25 protein-coding genes are annotated in these 25,187 nt (G+C 72.0%); 6 read left to right on the top strand and 19 right to left on the bottom strand.

The features are described from left to right. Positions 1–5: 5 nt before the first annotated feature. The 8 genes from ACZ6QO_RS10820 to ACZ6QO_RS10785 all read right to left on the bottom strand — a co-directional run bounded on the left by ACZ6QO_RS10820 (position 6) and on the right by ACZ6QO_RS10785 (position 8,960). On the bottom strand, positions 6–1,019 hold the full coding sequence (locus tag ACZ6QO_RS10820; protein WP_465849634.1) for a LysR family transcriptional regulator: 1,014 nt from the start codon (positions 1,017–1,019) through the stop codon (positions 6–8). A 102-nt stretch (positions 1,020–1,121) separates the two neighbouring features. Then, the gene (gene hemL, locus ACZ6QO_RS10815) at positions 1,122–2,417 is read right to left on the bottom strand and encodes a glutamate-1-semialdehyde 2,1-aminomutase (RefSeq protein ID WP_465849632.1); all 1,296 of its coding nucleotides are present in this window, start codon (positions 2,415–2,417) and stop codon (positions 1,122–1,124) included. Positions 2,418–2,484: 67 nt separating this feature from the next. Further along, positions 2,485–3,138, bottom strand: a complete 654-nt coding sequence (locus ACZ6QO_RS10810) for a bifunctional DNA primase/polymerase (protein WP_465849631.1) — start codon at positions 3,136–3,138, stop codon at positions 2,485–2,487. 84 nt (positions 3,139–3,222) lie between these two features. Further along, positions 3,223–4,212, bottom strand: a complete 990-nt coding sequence (gene hemB, locus ACZ6QO_RS10805) for a porphobilinogen synthase (protein ID WP_465849629.1) — start codon at positions 4,210–4,212, stop codon at positions 3,223–3,225. A gap of 101 nt (positions 4,213–4,313) precedes the next feature. Next, positions 4,314–5,846 carry a bifunctional uroporphyrinogen-III C-methyltransferase/uroporphyrinogen-III synthase gene (locus ACZ6QO_RS10800; protein ID WP_465849701.1) on the bottom strand — a complete coding sequence of 511 codons (1,533 nt, stop codon included), beginning with the start codon at positions 5,844–5,846 and terminating at the stop codon, positions 4,314–4,316. A 122-nt stretch (positions 5,847–5,968) separates the two neighbouring features. Beyond that, complete coding sequence (gene hemC / locus ACZ6QO_RS10795) at positions 5,969–6,910, bottom strand: hydroxymethylbilane synthase (protein ID WP_465849628.1); 942 nt, start codon at positions 6,908–6,910, stop codon at positions 5,969–5,971. Beyond that, positions 6,907–8,256: a glutamyl-tRNA reductase gene (locus ACZ6QO_RS10790; protein WP_465849627.1), complete on the bottom strand. Its 1,350-nt coding sequence runs from the start codon at positions 8,254–8,256 to the stop codon at positions 6,907–6,909. The genes hemC and ACZ6QO_RS10790 overlap by 4 nt, the downstream gene beginning before the upstream one ends. Next, the gene (locus tag ACZ6QO_RS10785) at positions 8,253–8,960 is read right to left on the bottom strand and encodes a redox-sensing transcriptional repressor Rex (RefSeq protein WP_465849625.1); all 708 of its coding nucleotides are present in this window, start codon (positions 8,958–8,960) and stop codon (positions 8,253–8,255) included. Before ACZ6QO_RS10785 ends, ACZ6QO_RS10790 begins: the two co-directional genes overlap by 4 nt. Before the next feature lie 232 nt (positions 8,961–9,192). Between ACZ6QO_RS10785 and ACZ6QO_RS10780 the strand changes: the two genes are divergently transcribed. Beyond that, positions 9,193–9,441 (top strand): glutaredoxin family protein, encoded by a 249-nt coding sequence (locus ACZ6QO_RS10780; RefSeq protein ID WP_465849623.1) that lies wholly within the window; start codon positions 9,193–9,195, stop codon positions 9,439–9,441. Between the two features lie 13 nt (positions 9,442–9,454). Here the strand turns inward: ACZ6QO_RS10780 and ACZ6QO_RS10775 are convergent, their stop codons facing one another. Beyond that, entirely contained in the window at positions 9,455–11,167 is a 1,713-nt protein-coding gene (locus ACZ6QO_RS10775; RefSeq protein WP_465849622.1) for an antibiotic biosynthesis monooxygenase, read from the bottom strand. 230 nt (positions 11,168–11,397) lie between these two features. Between ACZ6QO_RS10775 and ACZ6QO_RS10770 the strand changes: the two genes are divergently transcribed. The 4 genes from ACZ6QO_RS10770 to thyX all read left to right on the top strand — a co-directional run bounded on the left by ACZ6QO_RS10770 (position 11,398) and on the right by thyX (position 14,775). Further along, positions 11,398–11,997, top strand: coding sequence for a sigma-70 family RNA polymerase sigma factor (locus ACZ6QO_RS10770; RefSeq protein WP_465849620.1), 600 nt, complete (start codon positions 11,398–11,400; stop codon positions 11,995–11,997). A gap of 120 nt (positions 11,998–12,117) precedes the next feature. Next, a complete protein-coding gene (locus tag ACZ6QO_RS10765; protein WP_465849618.1) occupies positions 12,118–12,807 on the top strand; it encodes a DUF5667 domain-containing protein in 690 nt (229 codons plus the stop codon). Between the two features lie 219 nt (positions 12,808–13,026). Beyond that, positions 13,027–13,893 (top strand): HAD family hydrolase, encoded by an 867-nt coding sequence (locus ACZ6QO_RS10760; protein WP_465849617.1) that lies wholly within the window; start codon positions 13,027–13,029, stop codon positions 13,891–13,893. 96 nt (positions 13,894–13,989) lie between these two features. Further along, positions 13,990–14,775 (top strand): FAD-dependent thymidylate synthase, encoded by a 786-nt coding sequence (thyX, locus tag ACZ6QO_RS10755; protein WP_465849615.1) that lies wholly within the window; start codon positions 13,990–13,992, stop codon positions 14,773–14,775. An 18-nt stretch (positions 14,776–14,793) separates the two neighbouring features. On the opposite strand, the gene ACZ6QO_RS10750 is transcribed toward thyX, so the two are convergent. From ACZ6QO_RS10750 to ACZ6QO_RS10705, 10 genes are all read right to left on the bottom strand, one after another. Further along, on the bottom strand, positions 14,794–15,744 hold the full coding sequence (locus ACZ6QO_RS10750) for a lysophospholipid acyltransferase family protein (RefSeq protein WP_465849613.1): 951 nt from the start codon (positions 15,742–15,744) through the stop codon (positions 14,794–14,796). Beyond that, a complete protein-coding gene (locus tag ACZ6QO_RS10745) occupies positions 15,741–16,781 on the bottom strand; it encodes an NAD-dependent epimerase/dehydratase family protein (protein ID WP_465849611.1) in 1,041 nt (346 codons plus the stop codon). Before ACZ6QO_RS10745 ends, ACZ6QO_RS10750 begins: the two co-directional genes overlap by 4 nt. A 114-nt stretch (positions 16,782–16,895) precedes the next feature. Further along, positions 16,896–16,994, bottom strand: a complete 99-nt coding sequence (locus ACZ6QO_RS10740; protein WP_018654693.1) for a 30S ribosomal protein bS22 — start codon at positions 16,992–16,994, stop codon at positions 16,896–16,898. 334 nt (positions 16,995–17,328) lie between these two features. After that, entirely contained in the window at positions 17,329–17,532 is a 204-nt protein-coding gene (locus tag ACZ6QO_RS10735; RefSeq protein ID WP_030456159.1) for a helix-turn-helix domain-containing protein, read from the bottom strand. A 321-nt stretch (positions 17,533–17,853) separates the two neighbouring features. Then, entirely contained in the window at positions 17,854–18,651 is a 798-nt protein-coding gene (locus ACZ6QO_RS10730; protein WP_465849609.1) for a phosphatase, read from the bottom strand. A gap of 264 nt (positions 18,652–18,915) precedes the next feature. After that, positions 18,916–20,079, bottom strand: coding sequence for an acetoin utilization protein AcuC (locus ACZ6QO_RS10725; protein WP_465849607.1), 1,164 nt, complete (start codon positions 20,077–20,079; stop codon positions 18,916–18,918). A gap of 58 nt (positions 20,080–20,137) precedes the next feature. Beyond that, positions 20,138–21,322 (bottom strand): ABC transporter permease, encoded by a 1,185-nt coding sequence (locus ACZ6QO_RS10720; RefSeq protein ID WP_465849605.1) that lies wholly within the window; start codon positions 21,320–21,322, stop codon positions 20,138–20,140. Next, positions 21,319–22,041 carry an ABC transporter ATP-binding protein gene (locus ACZ6QO_RS10715; RefSeq protein WP_465849604.1) on the bottom strand — a complete coding sequence of 241 codons (723 nt, stop codon included), beginning with the start codon at positions 22,039–22,041 and terminating at the stop codon, positions 21,319–21,321. The genes ACZ6QO_RS10720 and ACZ6QO_RS10715 overlap by 4 nt, the downstream gene beginning before the upstream one ends. Then, entirely contained in the window at positions 22,038–23,447 is a 1,410-nt protein-coding gene (locus ACZ6QO_RS10710; RefSeq protein ID WP_465849602.1) for an efflux RND transporter periplasmic adaptor subunit, read from the bottom strand. The genes ACZ6QO_RS10715 and ACZ6QO_RS10710 overlap by 4 nt, the downstream gene beginning before the upstream one ends. Before the next feature lie 58 nt (positions 23,448–23,505). Beyond that, on the bottom strand, positions 23,506–24,741 hold the full coding sequence (locus ACZ6QO_RS10705; protein ID WP_465849600.1) for an MFS transporter: 1,236 nt from the start codon (positions 24,739–24,741) through the stop codon (positions 23,506–23,508). A gap of 220 nt (positions 24,742–24,961) precedes the next feature. Here ACZ6QO_RS10705 and ACZ6QO_RS10700 point away from each other — a divergent pair, with 220 nt between their 5' ends. Then, positions 24,962–25,183, top strand: coding sequence for an EF-hand domain-containing protein (locus tag ACZ6QO_RS10700; RefSeq protein WP_465849598.1), 222 nt, complete (start codon positions 24,962–24,964; stop codon positions 25,181–25,183). The last annotated feature ends 4 nt before the right edge of the window (positions 25,184–25,187 follow it).

The raw sequence follows: 25,187 nt of genomic DNA, 5'->3' as shown, positions 1-25,187 counted from the left end.
GGACATCAGCTTACTGGCCCTGCTCCCCGCGCGCCGTGTCCCGACGGCCCGGCGAGCCCCCGCGCGCCGTCCTGCGTCCCGGTGCCGGCCTCGTCGAGGTCGCCGTGGACCTGGGACAGGCCCGGGGGCGGGGACATCTGCCGCAGCACCTCCACGGCGGCGCGGATCGCCGGGCGGCGCGCCGCGTCGGTGCGCCACACGGCGTAGATGCGCCGGGTCGGGCGGGGCTTGATCGGCACGACGGTGACGCCCGCCGCGACGTGGTCGCGGCCGAGGCGCGGCACGATGGCGCAGCCGTGACCCGCCGCGACCAGCGCCATCTGCGTCGGGTATTCGTCGGCCATGCAGGAGAACTCCGGCTCCAGCGAGGCCGTACGCAGCGTGAAGACCAGCCAGTCGTGGCAGACGGTGCCGGGCGAGGTGCTGATCCACCGCTCGCCGTGCAGCTCGGCCAGGTCGACCTCGCGCCGGCCGGCCAGGGGATGGGATGCCGGGAGCACCACATCGGCCACGTCGTCGACCAGCGAGGCCCGCGACAGGCCCTCGGGGATGGCCATCGGGCGGTTGATCCAGTCTTGGACCACCCCGAGATCCAGCTCGCCGCGTGCCACCTCGCGGACCTGCCGCTCAGGTTCGCGCTCGTACACCACCAGGTCGAGATCAGGATGGCGCAGCTTCAGCTCGCTGAGCGCCCCGGGGAGCAGCCCGCGGGCCGCGGTCGGGAACGCGGCCATCGTCAGCCGTCCGACCACCGCGCCGCGCAGCGCCTCGAAGTCGGCCTCGGCCGTCTCGACGAGCGCGAGGATGCGCTCGGCGTGCTCGGCGAGCAGCCCGGCGGCGTCGGTGAGCTTCACCCCGCGGCCGCTGCGCTCCATGAGCCGCGCCCCGGTCTCGCGCTCAAGCTTGGCGATCTGCTGGGAGATGGCCGACGGAGTCACCATGAGCGCCTCCGCCGCGGCCCCGACCGACCCGTACACCGACACCGCGTGCAGCGCCTTCAACCGATGGAGATCGAGCATACAGAGATGCTAAATCATCCCCACTCGAATCCCACCGAACACTGAAGAATAATCATCCAGAAACTCCGGCGGGCCCGGCGGATGTCCGGCGTGGGCGGCTTGTCAGGAGGTGGACGCGGCGGCCTTGGCGGCGGCGGGGAGGGCGTCGGCGACGCGGGAAAGGGCCTCCTCGTCGTGGGCGGCCGACAGGAACCACGCCTCGTACGCCGAAGGCGGCAGGTAGACGCCCTGGTCGAGCATGGAGTGGAAGAACGCGCGGTGCGCGGCGGTGTCCTGGCCCTGCGCCCCGGCGAAGTCGGTGACCGGGTCGGCGGTGAAGAAGATCGAGAACAGGTTGCCCGCGCGCTGGAGCCGGTGGGGCACCCCCGCCGCGGCCAGCGCGTCCGACGCGGCTCGGCCGATGATCAGAGCCGCGGCGTCCACCCGGTCGTACACGTCGTCGTCACAGGCGCGCAGCGTCGCAAGCCCGGCCGCGCAGGCCAGCGGATTGCCGGAGAGGGTGCCCGCCTGGTAGACCGGCCCCTCGGGCGCGAGCCGGCTCATGACCTCGGCGCGCCCGCCGAACGCCGCGGCGGGCAGGCCGCCGCCCATGACCTTGCCGAACGTCATCAGGTCGGCCTCCACAGGGTCCAGGCCGTACCACCCGGCGCCGGTGACGCGGAAGCCGGTGAGCACCTCGTCCACGATGAGCAGCGCGCCGTTCGCCGTGCACAGCTCGCGCAGCAAGGCGTTGAACCCCGGGCTCGGCGGCACCACGCCCATGTTGGCCGGGCACGCCTCGGTGATCACGCACGCGATGTCGTCGCCGTACGCGGCGAACGCCTCGCGGACGGCCTCGGGCGAGTTGTACGGCAGGACGATGGTGTCCGCAGCGGAGGAGCCGGTGACGCCCGGGGTGTCCGGCAGGCCGAAGGTCACCACGCCGGACCCCGCGGCGGCGAGCAGCGCGTCCACGTGACCGTGGTAGCAGCCGGCGAACTTGACCACGCGCGTGCGCCCGGTGAACCCGCGCGCGAGCCGCACCGCCGACATCGTGGCCTCAGTGCCCGAGCTGACCAGGCGGACCTTCTCGACCGGCGCGACCCGGGCGACGATCTCTTCGGCCAGCTCGACCTCGCCGCGCGTCGCGGTGCCGAAGGAGGTGCCGCTGGTGAGGGCCCGCGTCAGCGCCTCGACCACGGCCGGGTGGCGGTGACCGAGGATCATCGGACCCCAGGAGCACACCAGGTCGACGTAGCGGTTGCCGTCGGCGTCCACGATGTACGGCCCCTCGCCGGACTCCATGAACCGGGGAGTGCCCCCCACGGCGCCGAAGGCGCGCACCGGGGAGTTGACGCCTCCCGGCACGACGGCACGGGCGCGCTCGAACAGGTCCTCTGAGATCTTCGTACGGCTCACGCGTCCAGGTTAGTCCCCGGGAACTCCGCCCCCGGGCGAGCCCCGGACCGGCGGACGGCCGTGAGGGTCACTCGCAGGCGTCGGCCAGCCAGTCGAGGACGTGGAGCGGGTCGGGGAGGTGCCGCCCGTCCGGAGGGCGCAGCCAGCGGGCCTGGGAGCCGTCGGCCAGCGAGGACGGCGGGGCCAGGACGTAGCTGTCGCGGCAGTGCCAGCGCAGGCCCGGAGTCTCCTCGATCGTCTCGGGGGTGTGGTCGAGGTGGCAGGACCACCACTCGTCCTCGTCCTCGGGGGCGCCGCGCGTGGCCACGAAGAAAAGGGCCCGGTCGCCGTTGGCGGCGACCGGGCCCGTGGTGAAGTTCGCGGCGTCCATGGCGGCGAGGGCCGTCTGGCCCGCCGTGCCCGGTACGTCGAAGACGTCGAACACCCTGCCGGTGGGAAGGATCACGTTCGCGTCCGGGTTCTGCTCCCACCAGCGGGTGAGCAGCGCGGTGTCGGTGGTGGCCATCATCTTCCAGGCCGGCGACAGCGGGTGGGCTCCCGGGTCGGGACAGCCGACGCGGTCACACGAGCAGGCCCGCCCGCCCTCGCGCAGCGGATGGGCGCCCATACAGCTCGCCCAGCCCATCTCGGCGTACTCGATCACCGAGGTGATCGCGTGCGTCTTCGCATGAGATCGTGCTCGCCTTTTCGCCCGGCGAGTCGTCAGCGGTACCCCCACCATCGTGTTCCTCCCCCACCCCTGCCTTTCACCGATGATGCACGATGGCGGTCGCCCAAGGTGAGCCGACCCCCGGAAAATGGCCCGTCAGGATAGTCTCCTGGCCACTTCGGTAGCCCAATAGGTGAGGATCATGTCAGCCCCGGCGCGCCGGATGGCGATCAGGGACTCCATGATGATGCGGTCGCGGTCGATCCACCCGTTGGCCGCCGCGGCCTCCACCATGGCGTACTCGCCGCTCACCTGGTAGGCCGCGACGGGCACGTCCACGCTGTCGCGCACCTGCCGCAGGATGTCCAGGTAGGCCAGGGCGGGCTTGACCATGACGGCGTCCGCGCCCTCCGCCAGGTCCAGGCGCACCTCGCGCAGCGCCTCGCCCACCGGCCCCGCGGGGTCCTGCTGGTAGGCGTTGCGGTCGCCGAACCGGGGGGCGCACTCGGCGGCCTCCCTGAACGGCCCGTAGAAGCCCGAGGCGTACTTCGCCGAGTACGCGAGGATCGGGATGTGGGAGAAGCCGCCGGCGTCCAGCGCGGCGCGGATGGCGCCCACCTGGCCGTCCATCATGCCGCTCGGCGCGATGACCTGCGAGCCCGCGGTGGCCTGGGCGAGGGCCACCGAGGCGTAGCGCTCCAGCGTCGCGTCGTTGTCGACCTCGCCGCCGGGGGTGAGGATGCCGCAGTGCCCGTGGTCGGTGAACTCGTCCAGGCAGGTGTCGGTCATCACCACGATGGCGTCGCCGAGGTCGGCCTGAAGGTCGGCCACGGCCTTCTGCACGATGCCGTCCGGGTCGTCGCCGGCCGAGCCGATGGCGTCCTTGACCTCGGGGATGCCGAACAGGATGAGGCCGCCCACGCCGGCCTCCGCGGCCTCGTGGGCCGCCTTGCGCAGCGAGTCGCGGGTGTGCTGGACCACCCCGGGCATCGACGTGACCGGCTGCGGCTCGGTCACGCCCTCTTTGACGAACATCGGCAGCACCAGCTCGGCCGGGTGCAGCCGGGTGCCGGCCACCATGCGCCGCATGGCCCCGGTGCGGCGCAGCCGGCGCGGCCGCGCGACGGGGAACTCCGCCTCGGTCATCTCATCTCCCCTCCCAGGCCCGGTCGCGGGGGAACCGCGCGTACGCGCGACCTGGGGATCTCAACTGCGTCGGTGGCCCTGGTCAGGCCAGGTGCGTCGGATCACTTCGCCCTGCGGCGGGCGCCCCTGCGGGTCTGCGAGGGCCGCCGGGGGACGTCGCCGGCGGCGAGGGCCGCCTGGCGCTGCTTGGCACCGTACTCCGCCAGTGCGGCCGCCAGTGCGGAAGCCGAAGGATTGTCGGCCATGATGTCCACCCGCAGGCCGAACTCCTCGGCGGTCTTGGCGGTCTGCGGCCCGATGACCGCGATGACCGTCACGTTGTGCGGCTTGCCGGCGATGCCGACCAGGTTGCGCACGGTGCTGGATGAGGTGAACAGCACGGCGTCGAAGCCGCCGCCCTTGATCGCCTCGCGGATGGGCGCGGGCGGCGGGGCCGCGCGCACGGTGCGGTAGGCCGTGACGTCGTCGCACTCCCAGCCCAGCTCGGTGAGCCCGGCGATGAGCGTCTCGGTCGCGATGTCGGCGCGCGGCAGCAGGACGCGGTTGATCGGGTCGAGCATCGAGTCGTACGGCGGCCACTCGGCCAGCAGCCCCTCGGAGGAGTGCTCGCCGACCGGCACCAGGTCGGGCTTGACGCCGAACTCCACCAGCGCCCTGGACGTGGCCTCGCCGACCGCCGCCACCTTGAGCCCGGCGAACGCCCGCGCGTCCAGGCCGTACTCCTCGAACTTCTCCCTGATCGCCTTGACGGCGTTGGCCGAGGTGAAGGCGACCCACTCGTAGCGGCCGGTGACCAGGCCCTTGATCGCGCGGTCCATCTGCTGCGGGGTGCGCGGCGGCTCCACGGAGATCGTCGGCACCTCCTCGGGCACCGCGCCGTACGAGCGGAGCTGCTCTGACAGGCCCGCCGACTGCTCCTTGGTGCGCGGCACCAGGACCCGCCAGCCGAACAGCGGCTTGTTCTCGAACCACGACAGCCGGTCGCGGGTGGCGACGGCGTCGCCGACCACGATGAGCGCGGGCTCGGCGATGCCGGCGTGCTTGAGGTCGGCGGCGAGCCTGCCGAGCGAGGAGACCACGGTGTACTGCTCGGTCGTGGTGCCGCTCTGGGTGACCGCGACCGGCGTGGTGTCGGGCTTGCCCGCGGCCACCAGCGCCTTGGCGATCGGGACGGCCTCGGCGATGCCGTTGTAGATCACCACGGTGCCGGAGGACCCGGCGTGCGGCGACCAGTCGTCGACCTGCGTGGCGTCCACGATGCGGAACTCGGGCACCGCGACGGCGGGGGCGATGCCCGCGTAGGTCAGCACCGCCGTCGCGGGCGGCACGCCTGGCACGATCTCGAACTCGACGTCGGCCTTGGCGCAGGCCGCGACCTCCTCGGTGACCGAGGAGAACAGGCCGGGGTCGCCGGCGCACAGGCGCACGACGCCCGCCCCCGCCTTGGCCTCCTGCACGGCCTTGAGCGACACCGCGCCCATGCCGTCGGAGACCTCGACGACCTTGACGTCGTCGCGGCAGTGGCGCAGCAGGCCGCCATAGGCCTCCTTGTCGAGCACGACGACGTCGGCCCGCGACAGCAGGTCGGCGCCCCGCAGCGTCAGAAGGTTCTCGTCACCCGGCCCGGCGCCCACGAACGCCACGAATCCGGCGTGACCACGCGCGCCGCCGCCCTCCTGGCCGCCCGTGGCCGAAGGCTCGCCGGTGGTCCGCGCCGTACCGGGCTCGGTGGTCTTGCTGGTCTGGCTTCCGGAGCTCAATGGGTCCGCTCCCCCATCAACGTGCCGGCCCCCTCCGCGATCATGGCGGTCGCGAGATCACGACCGAGCTCCATGGCCGCCGAGGGTTCACCGGCGGTGGACTTGCGCACCGACCGCGCGCCATCGATGGCGACCACGGTGGCGGTCAGGTTGAGAATGTGCCCGTCATCGGCCGCGTACGCACCTACGGGCGCGCTGCACCCCGCCTCCAGGGTGGCCAGCACGGCCCGCTCGGCGGCGACCGCCGCGCGGGTGCGCGGCTCGTCCAGGACGGCGAGCAGCTCGATGAGGGCGGCGTCGTCGGCGCGGCACTCCACCGCGAGGGCCCCCTGGCCCGGCGCGGGAAGCATCTCGGCGACGTCGAAAAGCTGGGCGATCTCGGCGTCCCTGCCGAGGCGGCCGAGCCCGGCGGCGGCCAGCACCACGGCGCTCAGCTCGCCGGAGGTCACCTTACCTATGCGGGTGTCGGCGTTGCCGCGGATCGGGACGTATTCCAGGTCGGCACGGAGCATGCGCAGCTGTGCCACGCGGCGCGGGGAGCCGGTGCCCACCCGCGAGCCGGACGGCAGATCGGCGAGCTTGGCCGGGCCGACGAGCGCGTCCCGCGGGTCGTCCCTGCGCGGGATGGCCGCGATGACGACGTGCGGGTCGGGCTTGGTCGGCAGGTCCTTCAGCGAGTGGACCGCGAAGTCGATCTCACCTCGCAGCAGCTTGTCGCGCAGGGCGCTGACGAAGACGCCGGTGCCGCCGAGCTGCGCGAGCTGGGCCTTGGTGACGTCGCCGAAGGTCGTCACGCCCACCAGCTCGACCTCCCGGCCGGTCAGCGCGGTCAGCCGGTCGGCCACCAGGCCCGACTGGGTCGTCGCCATCAGGCTCCTGCGCGTGCCGAGGCGAAGGACGCGCCGGCCCGTGTCGAGTCCCACGGCCTCGCCGCTCATGCGTCCTCCTCGCCCGCGCCGCCGGTGAGGCCGGTCTCGGCCTCGGCCACGTCGGCTCTCGTCACTGCCTCCGGCACCCTCGGGTTCAGGTCGAACAGCTCGCGCAGCGCCTCGGCATAATGATCACCCGCCGGGGACGCGGCCAACCGCTTGACACGCACCGTCGGCTCGTGGAGCAGCTTGTCCACGACCCGGCGCACGGTCTGGGCGATCTCGCCGCGCACCCGCTCGTCCATGTCGGGCACCCGGGTGACCAGGCGCCCGAGCTCGGCCTCCACGACGTCGGCGGCCTTCGCGCGCAGGGCCACCACCGTCGGGGTGACCTTGGCCGCGCGCTCGGCGCGGAGGTACTCGCAGACCTCGGCCGCCACGATGGACCGGACCGCGGCGACGCCCTCGGAGACGCCGTCGCCGCCGTTCGCCTGCTCGCCCAGCCCGGCCTGCTGCATGGACTCAAGGTCGACCAGCGTGACGCCGGGAACGGTGCGGACGCCGGGGTCCACGTCGTGTGGAAGCGCGAGGTCGAGCAGGAACAGCGGCTCGCCGCGCACGGCCTGCGCCACCATTTCGGTGTCGATGACCACGCTACCCGCTCCGGTGCATGAAATGACCAGGTCAGCGGCGGCGAGCTCGCGCTCGACGTCCGCCAGCTCGACCGCCCGTCCGCCGACGCTCTGCGCCAGCCGCGCGGCCCGCTCGAAGGTGCGGTTGGCGACCACGATGTCGGTGACGCCGGCGCGGCCGAGCGTCGCCGTGGACAGCGCGCTCATCGACCCCGCGCCGACCACCAGCGCCCGCTTGCCCGGGAGCGGGCCGAGGACCCGCTCGGCCAGGGTGAGCCCCACGCCGACCAGCGACGCGCCCGCGCGGTCGATGCTGGTCTCGGTGTGGGCGCGCTTGCCGACGCGCAGCGCCTGCTGGGCCAGCTCGTTGAGTATCGTCCCCGCGGTGCCCTGCTCCTGGGCCAGCCGCAGCGACTGGCGCACCTGCCCGAGGATCTGCCCCTCGCCGACGACCATGGAGTCGAGGCCGCTGGCCACCGTGAACAGGTGCTCGACCACCCTGTCCTCGTAGTGGACGTAAAGGTGGCGGGTGAGCTGCTCCTGGGGGACGTCGGAGTGCGCGCTCAGCAGGTCGGTGACCGCGGTGACGCCGGCGTGGAAGCGGTCGACCTCGGCGTACACCTCGACGCGGTTGCAGGTGGAGACGAGCATCACCTCGGACACGTGCTCGTCGCCGCTGATGTCGTGCAGAAGCTTGACCAGGGCGTCACCGGACGCCGAGACGCGTTCGAGCAGTGCTACCGGGGCCGTCCGGTGGCTGAGACCTACCGCGAGAAGGCTCATGCGTCCATCGCCTCGGCCCAGTCCTCGGCCATAATGGAACTCCCTGTTTCACGATCCGCTTTGCGCTGCTCATGGAACGCAAGGATTTGCAGTTCGGTCGAAAGGTCGACCTTGCGGACATCGACTCCGTCAGGCACGGTGAGCACGACGGGGGCGAAGTTCAAGATACTCGTGATCCCGGCCGCGATAACGCGGTCGGCCACCTGCTGGGCGGCCGCCGCGGGCGTCGCGATCACCACGATGGAGACCCCCCGCTTGTCGATCACGCTTTCGAGCACGTCGATGTGGTCCACGGCCATCCCCACGAGCTGCTCGCCGACCACGGCGGTGTCGGCGTCGAACAGCGCCGCCACCCGGAAACCGCGCGACACGAACCCGCCGTAGTTCGCGAGCGCCCGGCCGAGGTTGCCGACCCCGACGATGGCCACGGCCCAGTCTTGCGTCAGGCCCAGCTCGCGGGAGATCTGGTAGATCAGATACTGGACGTCGTAGCCGACGCCGCGTGTTCCGTACGACCCCAGGTGAGACAGGTCTTTGCGAAGCTTGGCCGAGTTCACCCCCGCTGCGACGGCCAGGTCTTCTGAGCTTACGGTGGCGGTGCCCCGCTCGGCGAGTCCGTTCAGCGCGCGCAGGTAGAGCGGCAGACGCGCGACGGTCGCATCGGGGATGCCCCGTTCACGCGCTTGGGACGGGCGGCGGGTCACTTGGCCGTAACTCCAGGGGATGGGCGGCCGGTGCGCCCCGGCCGCGCTCGCAGTTGCGACGGATGTCGAGGAGAGGGCGCAGGCTTCCAGGTTAGTACCTTTGTGAAGCCATGCACAAAGTGCGGGCGCCCGCTCTCGGGTCCCAACCTTCCCAGGTAGGGGTGGCGGTCCCTGATCCACCCCCTGCCGATGTGATCCTTCGCACACCGTGCGGTGCCGTTAGGCTGGGCGCATGGCTCCGCGAGACCACACGATCACCCTGCTCGGCAAGCCTGGCTGCCACCTGTGCGACGACGCCAGGGCCGTCGTCCAGCGGGTGGCCGCCGAGCTGGGGGTCGCCTGGGAGGAGCGCGACATCACCGCCTCCGAGGAAGACCAGGCGGCCTACTGGGAGATGATCCCCGTCACCCTCATCGACGGCGTCCAGCACGACTTCTGGCGCGTGGACGAATCCCGCCTCCGCGAAGCCCTCTCCGCCTGACCCGCGCCGGCGCTCAGACGCGGAAGGCGGTCGGGAGGGGCACCACCTTGGCGGCGTTGACGTTGAGCTCTATGACGTTCGCGGCCAGCACGTGGGCGACGCGTTCGCGGGCGAAGCGCTCCATGTGCGCCTGGCGCTGGTGCTCGCTGAAGGCCACCTCGTCCCGATAGAGCTCGTAGACGATGCGCTGGAGCGGCGCCGACTTCACCGCGTGGCAGACGAAGATCAGCGTGTCGGGCTCGCTGCGCTGCACGGCCTCCACGGTCTCCTCCGCCAGGCGGTCGAACGCGTCGCCCGAGCCGTCTATCAGGGTGAAGACGGTGAGCAGGCCGTAGATGCTGGGCGAGGGCCTGACGGAGGGCCCTGAGGCCGGCGACGTCTCACCGCGGCGGCCTCCGGCCACCTGCACGTCCGGGCGGCCGAACGACTGGTTGATCTCGTTGCTGTTGAACAGCATGCCGGTGGCCGGCATGGACGGGTCGCGCGGCCCTGGGGCGCGGTGCGCGCCGTTCTGGCCCGAGGGACCGCCGTGGTCGGCGTCGAAGGGTCCCCGCCCGTACTGCGCGGCCTGGTCTCCGGCGGACGGCCCCTGGCCGTGCTGGCCGTGCTGCCCGTGCTGGCCGTGCTGGCCGTGCTGCCCGTGGGCCGGCCGGCCCGCGGCGCCGGGCATGTTGGAGCCGAACGGGGCCGCGAGCCCCGCGGCGCCCTGCCCTGGCCGGCCGCCGCCGGGCGCGTCCGGCCCGAAGAACTCCCCGGTCATCGGCCCGCCGTAGCCGCCGGGGCCGCCGGGGCCTCCAGCGCCTCCGAACCCGCCGGAGGGCTGCATGCGGGCCGCGTAGTCCACGTCCCCCTGGTCGTTGGCCCGGTACTCGGCCACGAGGTCGCCGAGCCCCGAACGGCGCGGCGACGCCGGCCCGGCGCCCTGGCCCGCGGCCCCCGGAGTCGCCGGCAGCGGACCCGACTCGTAGGCGGCCTCGGGCGCGGGAGCGCGCCGGCGCACGGCCGGGCGCTCGTCGTCCCAGTCGTCGTCGTCCGCGCCGTCGCGTTCCTCGTCGTAGGGCGCGAGCGGCCGGGCGACGGCGTACCAGATCGCCCCGACCATGAGAATCGTCACCAGGGCCGCGAAGACACCGGGGATCGCGAAGCGCACGGCGCCGACCAGGGCGAGCCCCGTCGGGGCCAGCACCACGCCCGCGTGCATGTTGTCGGCGTCCACGTCGTCCCCGCCGCGCCAGCGCAGCACGGCCAGGATCAGGCAGCCGATGATGATCAGATAGGTGAGGCCGTGGGCGGCGTTCAGCAGGGCCGTCGGGATGATCGTCCAGTGGGTGTCCCCGAGCGGCAGGGTGGTGGCGAACTTGTCGGGGTTGCTCACCGGGTCGACGATCAGGATGACCGTGGTGATCAGCGTGAAGGCGATGCCGAGCAGCCAGGCGGCGAACCGCGCCGGAGCTTTCTCGGCGAGCATCTGGATCATGCCGATGGCCAGCCAGAACGGGGCGAGGAACGCCCCGGTGATCTGGTACACCCTGAAGGTCACGGGCCCGAAGCTCATCAGGTGGCCGATGGCGACGGCACCCAGGGCCAGGCACAGGGCCGAGGCGGTTATGGTCCAGGCGATGAGCCAGCCGCTCCGGTCATCTCTGAGACGTCCGGCCAGGATGCCGGTGGTGATGGCGGCGAACAGCGCACCAGCGAAGGCGGTGACGGCAACGACGGCTTCCATGATGCCCCCAACTCTGCCGGACATTACCTCCAAACCGGTAGCCGGTGCCCGAAGTGCCACAGCACTCCTGTTACGCGAGGTAGTTACTGAGGCAAAGTGGATTGTGTAATTTCGCGATGATTTCTAGAGTGTTCGAGCACGCACGCGCCCTTCCCTTTGCTCCCCAGGGATACCGGATGTCGAACATATGGTCGGTCGCCGGGCTTTCCCCTCCAGGATCGGCCGACACAGTGAACCCCACGCGCGCCGCCGCCGAGCAGCGCGAACGTCCCGCGCCGGACGTCGACGAACTGCGCAGAATCGTCCTTCGCGCCAAGACCGGCGACGCGGACGCCTTCGCCACGCTGTACGACCGATACGTCGATCTGGTCTATCGCTATGTCTACTTCCGGGTCGGAAGCCACGCGCTGGCCGAAGACCTCACCAGCGAGACGTTCCTGCGGGCTCTGCGGCGCATCGCCGACTTCACCTGGCAGGGCAGGGATTTCGGCGCGTGGCTGGTGACCATAGCGAGGAACCTGGTGACCGACCACTTCAAGTCCGGTCGCTACCGCATGGAGGTCTCCACCGCCGAGGTGCTGGACACCCCCCTGGACGGGCCGCACATCCCGGAGAACGCGGTGGTCGCCACCATGGTCAACGAGCGCATCCTGCGCGCCGTCCGCGACCTCAGCGCCGAGCAGCAGGAGTGCGTGGTGCTGCGCTTCCTGCACGGGATGTCCCTGGCGGAGACGGCGCTGATCATGGGAAAGAAGAGCGGCGCGATCAAGGCTCTGCAGTTCCGCGCGGTCCGCGCTCTGGCCAGGGCACTTCCCGAGGATCTCAATTGACCTAAGGTGACCCGCGTGAGGGATCTCCGGCGCGCCGGAGGGCCGTAACCTGATGGCTCTCCGCATCGTTGGGCATGTAGCACCTATGGATCATCGTAGTGGGCGCGGCAGGGAGCTTTCATGGGCAAGTGGGGGCCTACGCGGTGGCTGCACAGGCGTTCGTCCGCCGGCACCCGGCAGCGACCCCAGCCGCATTTCGTGGTCCGGCTCCGCGAGATGGGCGCCGAGCCCTCCCATGGGCCGCGTCCCGACTTCCGCGCCCGGCTGCGCGAGGAGCTTCTCGCCGCGCACGCCACGGGCGCCGAGGCCGAGCCTGAGACGCGACGGCACCGGCGGCGCTCCCCTCTGCTCGCCCGGCTGCACCCCGGGGTGCTGGTGGTCGCCATGACCGTCCTGATGGTGCTCACCGGGGTGCAGACCTACGCCGCGGTGCCCGGCGACCGGCTCTACCCCATCAAGCGGGCCGCCGAGGCGACCATGCTCAGCCTCACCGCCGACGACATCGAACGCGCCCAGCGCGAGCTCACGGCCGCCCACTCACGGGCCACCGAGGCGGCGGCGCTCCTCGGCTACCCCGGTACCCAGCGCGACGGGCTCATCGGGCCCACGCTGGACGAGATGGCCTCCACGACCCGGTCGGCGCTGTCGGCGCTCGGGCACGTGAAGCGAGAGGGACGGCACACCCCGGCGCTCAAGCGCTTCACCAAGGAGCAGCGCGACGTCGTGGAGCCGATGATCCCGCAGCTCGGCGGCGACGACCGCATGAAGGCCAGCGCCTACCTCGACATGATCGACGAGATGACCCCCTGACCGGGATTCCCCCCACTGTCCCGCCGCGTTCGGGCACCTGACCGGACACCTCAGCGAGCACCTCACCGCCGTCCCGCCGCCGCGTTCGCCTTCGGCCGGGGCCTCCCACGACCGTCCGCCGCCGGCTCGGGAACCCCGGGGCGCGGCGGGGAATCGTCACGCCACGCTAACGCCGCGTACACCGACTCCACCCCCTGCTCCCGGTTAAGCTGAGGTGCTATGAGGCGGTTACTCCGACGGCACACCGAGGCCGAGATCGCCGGGGAGGTCGCGGCGGCGGCGGCGGTGTCGGCGCCGGTGGCCGACCCCGATCCCACGGCGGCGGCCTTCTTCGACGTCGACAACACGATGATGCGCGGCGCCTCGATCTACCACTTCGCCCGGGGGCTGGCCTCCCGGGGCCTGTTCACCACTCAGGACCTGGTGAAGTTCGCGCTCGGCCAGGCGCTGTTCCGCGTGCGCGGCAACGAGAACCCCGAGCACATCGCCCGGGCCAAAGAGACCGCCCTGGCGTTCGTCGTCGGCCTCAAGGTCGACGACGTCGTGCGTCTCGGCGAAGAGATCTACGACGAGGTCATGGCCGACCGCATCTGGGCCGGCACCCGCGCGCTCGCCCAGAGCCACCTCGACCGCGGCCAGCGCGTCTGGCTGGTCACCGCCACCCCGGTCGAGCTGTCACGCGTGATCGCCCAGCGCCTCGGCCTGACCGGCGCGCTCGGCACGGTCGCCGAGACCGAGAACGGCGTCTACACCGGCCGCCTCGTGGGCGATCTGCTGCACGGTCCCGCCAAGGCCGAGGCCGTCAAGGCGCTGGCCCGGCGCGAGGGGCTCGACCTGTCGCGCTGCACCGCCTACAGCGACTCCGCCAACGACCTGCCCCTTCTGCGTCTCGTCGGCCACCCGGTCGCCGTCAACCCCGACGGCCTGCTGCTGGAACACGCCAGAAAGCACGACTGGTCGGTCAGGGACTTCCGCACCGGCCGCAAGGCCACCATGGTGGGCCTGCCCATCGCGGCCGGCGCGGGCGCCGTGGCCGGGGGCATCGCCGCCGCCATCGCCCTCAGGAAGCACTACCGCTCCGCCTGACGACGAGCGGGCGGCCCGCCCTCCGGCCCCCGCACGGCACACCCCGCATGGCAGACTCGGTGCGGCTCCAATCCCGAGCGCTCCTGGAGGATGACCTTGCGTTCCGTCGAACCCGACGTCCGTCTCATCGCCCGCCCCCGGCTGGACTACGACGAGGTCGCCGGCTACCTGGCCGAGGTGGGCGGCGAGAACTGGCTGGAGCGGGTGGACCGCGGCGAGATGGACGACGCGCAGAACCTCGCCGAGTTCGCCGGGCGCATCTGCTACCGCTCGTGGGAGCCGGGCCTGAACCCGAACGTCACCCGCATCCGCACCGACCAGGAGGAGTACCTGCGCAACATCCTGGCCAGCGCGCACGGGTCGGTGCTCGAACACGTGAGCTTCTCGTTCGTGCTGCACAACGTCAGCCGGGTGACCACGCACGAGCTGGTCCGCCACCGGGCCGGCACGGCGGTCTCCCAGGAGTCGCTGCGCTTCGTCCGCCTGGACGACCTGCCGTTCTGGTTCCCGCAGTGGGCCAAGGAGGACCCCGAGCTGATGGAGCGCGCCACGGCGCTGCTGTCGGAGATGGAGTCCTTCCAGCACTGGATGGCCGGCCATTTCGGGCTGGACGAGCAGGGCGTGCCCTTCGCCGAGAAGAAGGCGAAGACGTCGTTCATGCGGCGGTTCGCCCCCGAGGGGCTGGCCACCGGCCTGGTGTGGACGGCCAACGTCCGCACTCTGCGGCACGTCATCGAGAACCGCACGGCGCCGGGCGCCGAGGAGGAGATCAGACTCGTCTTCGGCAAGGTGGGCGAGCTGATGGCCAAGGAGGCCCCCGCCCTCTTCGGCGACTACACCGTCGAGGACGGCGTCTGGACCCCCGGCTGGCGCAAGGTCTGACCCACCCGCCGCGACGCGTCAGAAGAACGGGGGGAAGGCGTGGCCGCGCTGGAGGCGTAGCTGGTTGAGCTGCTGCTGGACGAGCTCGCGGATCTGGTCGGTGAGGTTGAAGACGAGCATCGGGTCGTCGGCCTCCTCAGGGTCGTACTCGTCGGTGCGCACCGGCTCGCCGAACCTGATCATCCACTTGGACGGCAGCGGCACCAGGCCGAGCGGCCCGAGCCAGGGGAACAGCGGCGTGATGGGGATGTACGGCACGCCGAGCAGCCGCGCGAGCGAACGCCAGTCGCCGATCTTGGGATAGATCTCCTCTGCGCCGACGATCGCGCACGGGATGATCGGCACCTGGGCGCGGATCGCCGAGGCCACGAAGCCGCCGCGGCCGAAGCGCTGGAGCTTGTAGCGCTCGGAGAACGGCTTGCCGACGCCCTTGAAGCCCTCGGGGAACACCCCGACCAGCTCGCCCTTGCGCATCAGCCGGTCGGCGTCCTCCGGGCAGGCCAGCGTGTGGCCGGACTTGCGCGACAGGTGGCCGAGCACGGGCAGCTGGTAGACCAGGTCGGCGCCGAGCAGGCGCAGCGGGCGGCGCGCGGGATGCTCGTCGTGCAGCGCCACCTGGAGCATGAGGGCGTCGACGGGAAGGGTGCCCGAGTGGTTGGCGACCACGAGGGCGCCCGCCTCGCCGGGCACGTTGGCGAGGCCGGTGGTCTCGACGCGGAACCAGTGGCGGTACAGCGGGCGGATCAGCTCAAGGAGCACCTTGTCGTTCAGCTCGGGGTCGAACCCGAACTCGTCGACCTCGTACTCACCTGCGACGCGCCGGCGCAGGAAGTCCAGGAACTCGGCCAGGCGGTCTTCGACGGCGCTCGTCCCGCCCGGGCCGGTGTGGCGCCGCGCGGCCGTGATGGGGATCACCCGGGCGTCGCCGGGCTCCTCGTCGTCACGGTCATGCGTCTCTGTCTTGTTCACGGTCGCGCTCCCCCACCCAGCACTGTCGACAGCCAGTCGATCACAGTGAGTGGCATACCGCCAAACAAGCCACGCGAGTGGAGGAAATCATCGAACGCCGAGGCCGTGGAGTACTTGGGCCGCCAGTCGAGCACGGCGGCGATCCGGTCGGAGTCCACGGCGCGGCCGTAGCTCATGAGGCCGAGCTGCTCGGGCGAGAAGTCGACGCGGCCGGCGCCGCGCGCCAGGTCGCCGAGGGCGCGGAAGGCGGTGGAGGGCACCGGGACGGAGGGGCGGCCGCTTCTGCGCACGCACTGTGACAGGAGCATGACGCCGTCGCCCGCCACGTTGTAGGTGCCGGGGTGGTCTTCCAGGGCCGTGCGCCGCAGGACCTCGACGCCGTCGTCCTCGTGGACGAACTGCAGGCGCGGGTCGAAGCCGAACACCGTCGGCAGGACGGGCAGCGCGAAGTAGCGCGTCAGCGGCGAGTCGACGCCGGGGCCCATGAAGTTCGCGAAGCGCAACGTCGACACGGTGACGTCGGGCCGCCGCCGGGCGAAGCCGCGCACGTAGGACTCCACCTCGGTGGCGTCCTTGGCGTAGCCGCGGTTCGGCGCCTCGATCGGCTCGGCGTCCTCGGTGAACACCGCCGGATCGCGGGGGGATGAGCCGTAGACGGCCGTGGTCGACCGGACCACGACCCTGCGCACGGTGGCCGAGCGCTGGCAGGCGGCCAGCAGCTGCATGGTGCCGATGACGTTGTGCTCTTTCATCGACGACCGGCCCGCGCGGCCCGACGGCGCGGTCACCAGGCTCATGTGCACGACGGTGTCGATGTCGGCGGCCGCGATGACGTGCGCGATGTCCGGGCTGCGCAGATCAACCCGGACGAACTCGGTGCGGCCCAGCGCGACGCCGCCGCCGCCCAGCGCGTTCGAGGACGGCGGCGCGGTGTCCACTCCGATGACCCGGTCGATGTCCGGGTCTGCCGCGAGAACGCTCGCCACCCGTGCACCGATGTGCCGGGAGACTCCCGTGACGAGCACGGTGTGTGCCATCGGCGCCTCGCAGAATCACTTACTCGTGGTCGCGCTCAGCTCGGGGTGCTCACCGGGATGGCGATCGCTGAGATCGTCGCCCGGCCCGCCGCTCTGCGTTGTCGGTCCGCGCTACTACTTCTTGTTACGCCGCTGGATGCGGGTCTTCTTGAGAAGCTTGCGGTGCTTCTTCTTAGCCATGCGCTTACGACGCTTCTTGATCACAGAGCCCACGGGACCCCCAGGTGAAGGTAGGTTTGTCAACAACGGTGCACAGGAGACGGCGAGCCGTGCACCGCCCGTACCTGGGCGCCCCGTTTCCACGGCACGACCGAACCACGAGCCCACGCCTCGCCTAGACGCACACCGAGCCAACAGCCTACCGGCGATTCGCGGTCGATCGCCCCCTGGGGGGAACCCGCGTGGCCGCCGAAGGTCACGACCGGCGACCGGGACGACGCGGGCGGCCGGCCGCCCACCCCGCTTCCGGTCAGGTTCGCGTCTCCGCGAACCATGCGGACATCATCAGCAAGTCACCGAACGATCAGCGAGCTGATCACTGATCCATTCAACCCGCCTCGATGAACGCATCCCTGAGGTAGTCGTGCACCGCCTGCTCAGGCACCCTGAAGGATCGCCCGACCCGGATGGCCGGTAGCTCGCCAGAGTGGACCAGCCGGTACACCGTCATCTTGGACACCCGCATGACGGTGGCGACCTCTGCCACCGTCAGGAACTTCACCTCGCTGAGAGGTCTTTCGCCTGCACCCATCGGACGCCTCTTCCGCACGTGTTTCCGGGTTATCCCCACTGGTGCCATTGCTCACGCACGTGTACTGCTGTCAGCGTAGAACGCGACTCCGATCGCGCAAACCCCCTATTCCATCAGCGATCGGAGAACCTTGCCACCAGAACGGGAAAAGTCGCTGGCCAGCAGCCAGGCCGAGCCCTGATCTCGATCTGTCACTCGGTCCAACCGTGTCCCATTAGAGTCGCTTGGGATCACAAAAAAGTTGGCAAACGGTCGATGTCTCCGGGTCAATACGCGCGCGGAACACCGATTAGCGACAGCCCGAAACCGGTGCGGATCGCATCACAGGTCACTCTCGACCCTTGCGATCAGATAAGCGGTCAACGCATCGTAATGCCGGGGGAACACATTGTCATCGAGCGGCACGGTCACCGCGATCTTGCCCTCCGCCTCGCCCACGAACAGCCCGGGGTCGTTGCTGTCGGCGAAACCGACGGTCTCGACGCCCGCCTCGCCGGCCGCCCCCGCCCACCCGTGGTCGGCGATCACCAGATCGGGCGTCTCTGGAGCTAGCCGGGCGAGCATCGCCTGCATCGGCGCCGGGTCGTGGGTGTGGACGAGCGCGCCCCCGTCCGCCAGCACGCATACGTTGTCGAAGTACATGATGCGGCGCTTGCGCCCCAGCCCTCCGCTGGAGATCATCAGGCCCTCCGCCGGGGTGAGCAGCGTCGCGCCGCGTCCGGCGGCGAAGCGGGCCAGGGCGAGGTGGATGGTCAGGATGCCGGTGGGATGGCCGGTGGCGATCAGAATGCGCGGGTCGGGCTTGCTGAGCGCGGCGGCGATGCGCCCCGCCATCGCGTCGAGGGCGTCGATGGTCCGCTCGGGGTCGATGGTGTCCTGGCCCGCCCGGTGCTCGGGGTCGTCGACGACCCCCGCGGACTTGGCCATGAGCGCCAGCACGTCGCGGTAGGCCCAGTCGCCGTCGAAGGTGAGGCCGAACATGTAGTACGGGTCACCCAGGGCGAGCGAACGGTAGTGGTCGAGGTTGTTCTCCCGGCTGGTGGCGATGTTCCCGGCGATCTTGGTGTCCACCAGGTGCTCTCTCAGCTCGCTCCTCGTGGGCGGGCTCGCGGTATGCATGATTCTCTCCGTGCGCTCAGCGGCTGGCCGGCGTTCACGGCTCACGCCGGCGGCTCGACCAGGCAGGACCACGGCGCTGGATCACCCCGTGGAACGACGGGTCACCGCGCGTGTCGCCATGAGCGTTCGATCGACAGATCTCCCACGATCGTAACCATTTGGCAAACGATGAAATTCCGGTCGGCGCCGCCGGGCCGTGGCCTGGGGAACGTCCCTCCTGCCCAGTCTGCCCCCCGCGCTGAGCGGGCGGGCACCGGGGCGCGGTCAGGGCATCGGGTCCAGGCCGTGGAACGGGAAGACCGCCTTGCGCGTCGCCATGATCGCGCGGTCGACCGGGTCCGCCGGGTCGTATCCGTCGGAGAGGTCCTGGAACTCCGGCAGGCGGCCGTCGGTCATGTGCAGCGGCGGGACCTCGCCCGTGCGCAGCGAGACGAAGTCGCGCCAGCTCTGCGGGGTGACCGTCTGGGGGTCGATCGGCTCGCCGGCCGCCTCGGCGATCAGATGGCTCCACGCCCGCGGCACCACCTGGACCAGCTCGTATCCGCCGCCGCCCGTCGCCACCCACCGGCCGCCGGCCGTCTCGTGCGCCAGCGCGTGCAGCGCCGCGTAGGCCTGCCGCTGGCCGTCCAGGCTCAGCATGAGATGGGCCAGCGGGTCCAGGGCGTGGCTGTCGCAGCCCTGCTGGCTGAACAGCACCTCGGGCTGGAACTCGCGCAGCAGCGGCGGCACGACCGCGTGGAAGGCGCGCAGCCACCCCGCGTCGCCGCACCCGGCCGGGAGCGCGACGTTGACGGCCGTGCCCTCGACGCCGGTCTCGCTGGCGAAGCCGGTGCCGGGGAACAGCGTGCGCGGGCTCTCGTGCAGGCTGATCGTGAGCACCCGCGGGTCGTCGTAGAAGATCGCCTGGACGCCGTCGCCGTGGTGGACGTCGACGTCGACATAGGCGACGCGGCGCGCGCCGTTCTCCAGCATCCAGGCGATGCCCGCCGCCGGGTCGTTGTAGACGCAGAAACCGCTGGCCAGGCCGGGCATGGCGTGGTGCAGCCCGCCGGCGACGTTGAGGGCGTGCTCGGCCTGCCCGGTCCACACCGCCCGCGAGGCCGCGATCGAGGCCCCGGTGATCAGCGCGGACGCCTCGTGCACGCCGGCGAAGGCCGGATTGTCCACCGTGCCGAGCCCGCAGGACAGATCGGGCATGCCGGTCGCCGAGACGCGCTTGACGGCCTCGATGTAGTCACGCCGGTGCACGAGGGCCAGCTCGTCGTCGGTGGCCGGGGAACACCCCGCCAGCTCGACCTTGTCGAGCACCCCGAGCTCGCGCGCCAGGGCCATCGTCAGCTCGACCCGGATGGGCGCCAGGGGATGGCCCGGCCCGAAGTCGTAGGAGATCAGCTTGTCGTCCCAGACGACCCGCACGGACCGGCTCATTTCCTCACCAGCTCTCCGCGCAACCGCATGAATCGACCGTACAGCACGCCCGGCCGGTTCATTCGGCGCGCAGAGCGATGACCGGGTCGAGCCGGGCCGCGCGGCGGGCCGGCGCGACGCCGAAGAAGACCCCGACGCCGGCCGACACCCCGAACGCCAGGGCGATCGACCACCAGGTGATCGCGGCCGGCACCGGCGAGAGCGCCTGGATCAGCAGGGAGCCGCCCACGCCGATCAGGATGCCGATCGCGCCGCCGATCGTGGTGAGCAGCACGGCCTCGATGAGGAACTGGCCGAGCACGTCGCGCTGCCGGGCGCCGAGCGCCTTGCGCAGGCCGATCTCGCGCGTGCGCTCCCGGACGCTGACCAGCATGATGTTGGAGACTCCGACCCCGCCCACCAGCAGCGAGATGCCGGCGATGGCCGCAAGGACGCCGGTGAGCATGCCGAGCACGCTGCCGATGGTGCCGAGGAGCTGGGTCTGGGTGACCGCGCTGAACCGCTCGCCCGGGTAGCGGCTCTCAAGCCCGTGCAGCACCCGCTGCCGCAGCGGCTCGATCTCGTCGGGCCCTGAGGCGCCGACCGCGATGCCGTTGATCCTCGGCAGGCCGATGAGGCGCTGCGCCGTCGTGACGGGGACGTGCACCTCCTGGTCGCGCGCCACGCCGAACGTCGCGCCCACCGGCTCGTACAGCCCGATGACGCGGAAGCGCACGCCGGAGATCGTCACCTGGCGGCCGATCGGGTCGACGTCGCCGAACAGCTCGGCGCCGACCTCCGAGCCGAGCACCGCGACGCGCCGCCGGGTGTCCACGTCGGTCTCGCTGAGGTACCGGCCGCGGCGCAGCGGCCGCTCGAAGATGTTCGGCAGGTTCTCGTCGGTGCCGGTGAGGGTGGCGAAGACCTCGGTGCGGCCGACCCGCACCGACTCGCCGGAGTTGACCGCGACGGTGACCTTGCCGGGGTCGCCGACGACGCGGCGGACGTAGGCGACGTCCGCCAGGTCGAGCCGGCTCTGGGTGGGCGCAGCCCCGAGGCCCACCTGGCCGGGCACGACGAGGATGATGTTGCTGCCCAGGCCGGCGATCTCCTTCTCGACCGCCTCCTTCGCGCCGGTGCCGATGGCGACCAGGATCACCACGGCCGACACCCCGATGACCACGCCGAACATGGTCAGCGCGCTGCGCAGCCGGTTGACCCGCAGCGCTTCCAGCGCCATCCGCAGGGCCTCCGCGGTCCTCACGGCTCGTCCCGTTCGTCGAGTTCGACGACGCCGTCGCGGACGTGGATGCGGCGGCGGGCGAGGCCGGCGACCTCGCGCTCGTGGGTGACCAGGACCACGGCCACCCCGCGCGCGGAGTTCAGCTCGGCGAGGATGCCCATCACCTCCCGGCCGTTGCGCGAGTCGAGGTTGCCGGTCGGCTCGTCGGCCAGCACGACCTTGGGGTCTCCCACCAGGGCGCGCGCGATCGCCACGCGCTGCTGCTCGCCGCCGGACATCTGGGACGGCCGGTGGTCCAGGCGGTGCGCGAGGCCCACGGCGGACAGCGCGCGCCTGGCCCGCTCCCTGCGCTCGGCCCGGCCCACGCCCCGGTACACCAGGGGCAGGGCCACGTTCTCCAGCGCCGAGGTGCGGCCGAGCAGGTGGAACGACTGGAACACGAAGCCCACGGCCTGGTTGCGCAGCTCGGCGAGCCCGGCGTCGTCCAGCGTGGACACCTCGACGCCGTTGACGCGCAGCGTTCCGGAGGTGGGCCGGTCCAGGCAGCCGAGCAGGTGCATGAGCGTCGACTTGCCCGACCCGGACGGGCCGACGATGGCGACGAACTCGCCGTGGTCGATGCGCAGGCTCACCCCGCGCAGCGCGTCCACCGAGACGCCTTCGAGCTTGTAGGAGCGGGCGAGGTCGACGGCCTCGAAGGCCGGCGGCGGGCCGGCGCCCTCAGGGAACCCGGCGGTCACGTGAGCTTCTGGTCCTGCCGCACGGTGTCGGCGCCCTTGACGACGACCCGTTCACCCGGCGACAGGCCCCTGGCCACCTCGACCAGGGCGTCGCCCTGGGCGCCGAGCTTGACCACCCTGCGTTCGGCCGTGCCGTCGCCGCGGACCACCCACACCACGGTCTCCTCGCCGCTGGTCACGATGCTCGCCGCCGGCACCGCCACCGCGTCCGGCGACTCGCGCACGGTCAGCCGGACGACGGCGCTCATGCCGGGTTTGGGCGGCGGCGCCTCGCCTCCGTCGTCGTAGGCGCCCTCGCCGAGCGTGAGCCGCACGGGGTAGCTGACTCCGCCGGTCGTGCCCTCCTTGGGGGTCACGCCGACGCCGGCGACCTTGGCCCGGTAGGTGGCCCCGGAGACCGCGTCCAGCTCGGCCTCGGCCCGCACGCCGCGGGTGACGAGCAGCACGTCGGTCTCGTCCACGTCGGCGGACAGCGTCAGCTCCGACACGTCCGTCACCGTGGCGATGGCGTCGCCGGCCGCGACCGGCACCCCGGCCGCGATCGTGCCGCCGGAGGTGGCGGCCCCCGCGCCGGCGCCGGACGCGGCCGCGCCGGCCTGGCCGGACAGGCCCGCGGGAAGCCGCCCGAGCAGCGAGCCGAGGTCCGGGCCCGCGCCGCCGGACGGGCCGCCCAGCGTGACGACCCCGTCGAACGGGGCCTTGATCGTCAGGCCCCGCACCGTCGCGCTCGCGATCTGCACGGCGGCCTTCGCCTGGCTTTTGGAGGCCGCCTGCAGGGACGACATGGACGCCGCGAGCCCGCCGAGGCCCGCGCCGATCTGGCCGCTGACCTGGGAGAGGGTCTGGTTGACCGACCGGGTCAGGCCTTTTGTGATCTGGTCGAGCGCCGCGCGCTGGGCGCGGTGCTGGGTCTCGGCGGCGTCGATCGCGGCGAGGAGGTGCGCCCGCACCCGCCGGTCGCCGATCTCGCGGGCCGCGGCGCGCGCCTTGGCGAAGCCGCGCGCCACCTTGCGGTCCAGGGACGAGGTGAGGTTCAGGCCGGCGAGCCGGATGCTCGGCGCCGGCGCCGCGCCGCCGAGGCGCACCGGCCTGGCGGCCTGCCGCTCGGCGCGGCGGGCCTGGCGGAGTTGGTCCCGCGCCTGCGGGGAGTCGATGCGGGCGAGGATCTCCCCCTTCTCCACCGTGTCGCCGTCCTGGACGTACAGCTTGGCGACCGTGCCGGCCGCCGGAGACCGCAGGGTCGCCGTGGCGCGCGCGCCGATCGTGCCGGGGGCCTCGACGACCTCGCTGACGGGGGCGCGCCGAGCCTCGCCGATGGCCACCTTGGACGGCTCGTCCTGGGAACAGGCCGAGACGAGCAGGGTGAGACCGATGAGAAGCGGGGGGATACCGCGACGAATCGTCACCCGGCCCATCGTAGGAGGGAGACGGCCGGCCCCGCCTGGGCCCCCGCTCGCGGGATCCTCAGCCGGTCTCGGGGACGCGGCGAAGGCGCCGGACGGCGGGCACGGTCAGCAGCAGCGCCGCCCCGCAGACCGTCACGGCCGCGGAGACGGCCAGCACCTCCCGCGCCCCCAGCAGCGAGGCGACCGGGCCGCTGAGGGCCTGGCCGACCGGGATGGCCATGACCGAGCCGGCGACCTCGTAGGCGTGGACGCGGTTCAGCACCTCCGGCGCGACCTGGGTCTGGACGCTGGTCATCCACATGACGCCCCAGAACGCCGACCCCGTGCCCGCCAGCAGGTGGCAGGCGGCCATCACCGGCAGCGGGAGCCCGAGCGTGATCGACAAGGGCTGGAGCGTGAGCAGGAACAGCGCCGTCGCGCCGGCGGCCAGCGGCCGCGCGGGTCTGACCCGCATGGCGACGACGCCGCCGAGGATGGTGCCGGCCCCGTAGGCCGAGGTCACGAACCCGTACCCGGTGGCGTGGTAGGACCCATCGATCAGCGTCGCGCCGAGCGGGATCACCGGGCCGAAGACCGCGATGCCCATCGCCGCCCAGACGCAGATCACCCCCCACATCCAGGTGCGGGACCTGAACTCGTGCCACCCCTCCTTGAGGCCGCCCCAGATCGACCCCTCGCGGGCGGCGGCGGGGGCGCCGCGCAGGCGCAGCAGGGCCAGGCAGAGCGCGCTGACGCCGAACCCCGCGGCGTCGACCACGAACACCACGCCGACGTCGGCGAACCCCACCAGCACGCCCGCGATGGACGGCCCGACGAGCATCATGAGGGACTCGGAGGTGCGCTGGGTCGCCACGGCGCGCTGCACGTCCCTGGCGATGCGGGGCACCAGGCTGGCCAGGCCGGGCTGGAACATCGCCGCCGCCGTGCCGTTGACGGCCGCGATGGTCATGATCTGCCACAGGGCGGGGACGCCGGTGAAGAACAGGACCGCGGCGATCGACTGGGAGACCAGGCGCGCCAGGTCGGCGCCGACCATCATGCGCCGCGGCGTGAACCGGTCGGCGAACACCCCGCCGAAGAGCACCAGGGCGGCCATCGGCACCGTCGAGGCCGCCAGGGTGTAGCCGACGCCGCTCGCGCCGTACCCGGCCCGCAGGACGCCGAGCGACAGCCCGACCGGCACCATGGCCGTGCCGAGCATCGAGACCGACCGGGCCGTGAAGAACAGCCGGAAGTCGCGCGTCCAGACCGCGGGCTCCGCCGTCCGCTCTCCCACGCCCGCAGCCGCCGTCATCGCGTCCCCATGCCCGCCGCCCCCCGAAACCCGGCCACGAGCACCTTATTAGCAAACTTTCCTTACCGTTACCCTGGCCCCGCGTGGGCGCGCGCCGTCGCCGCCTGCCCGCTCGACGGGCGATATGAGGAGATTGAGGCGACCCATAGTCGTATTGACCGAACGCCGGAACTAGGGTGTTCGCCGTACCGGATAACTTCTCGCCCCGGAGGCAGAGCTCTTGACGGCGACACCCGCGGACCCGCGATGGGCACGGCTCAGGGAACAGTTCGCGTCGATCGACAGCGACGGTGACGGATTCATCACCGACGCCGAGTACGTCGAGCACTTCCCGCACCTCCCCGCCGAGGCGCTGGGAGCGCTGGAGCGGGGGGCCGACGCCGACGGCGACGGCCGCATCTCGTTCGAGGAGTTCCTCCGGCTGGTCACCGAGAACGACTGACCCG

The sequence above is a fragment of the Sphaerisporangium sp. NPDC049457 genome, assembly GCF_055586705.1.
This window is presented reverse-complemented; position numbering and strand designations above follow the sequence as displayed.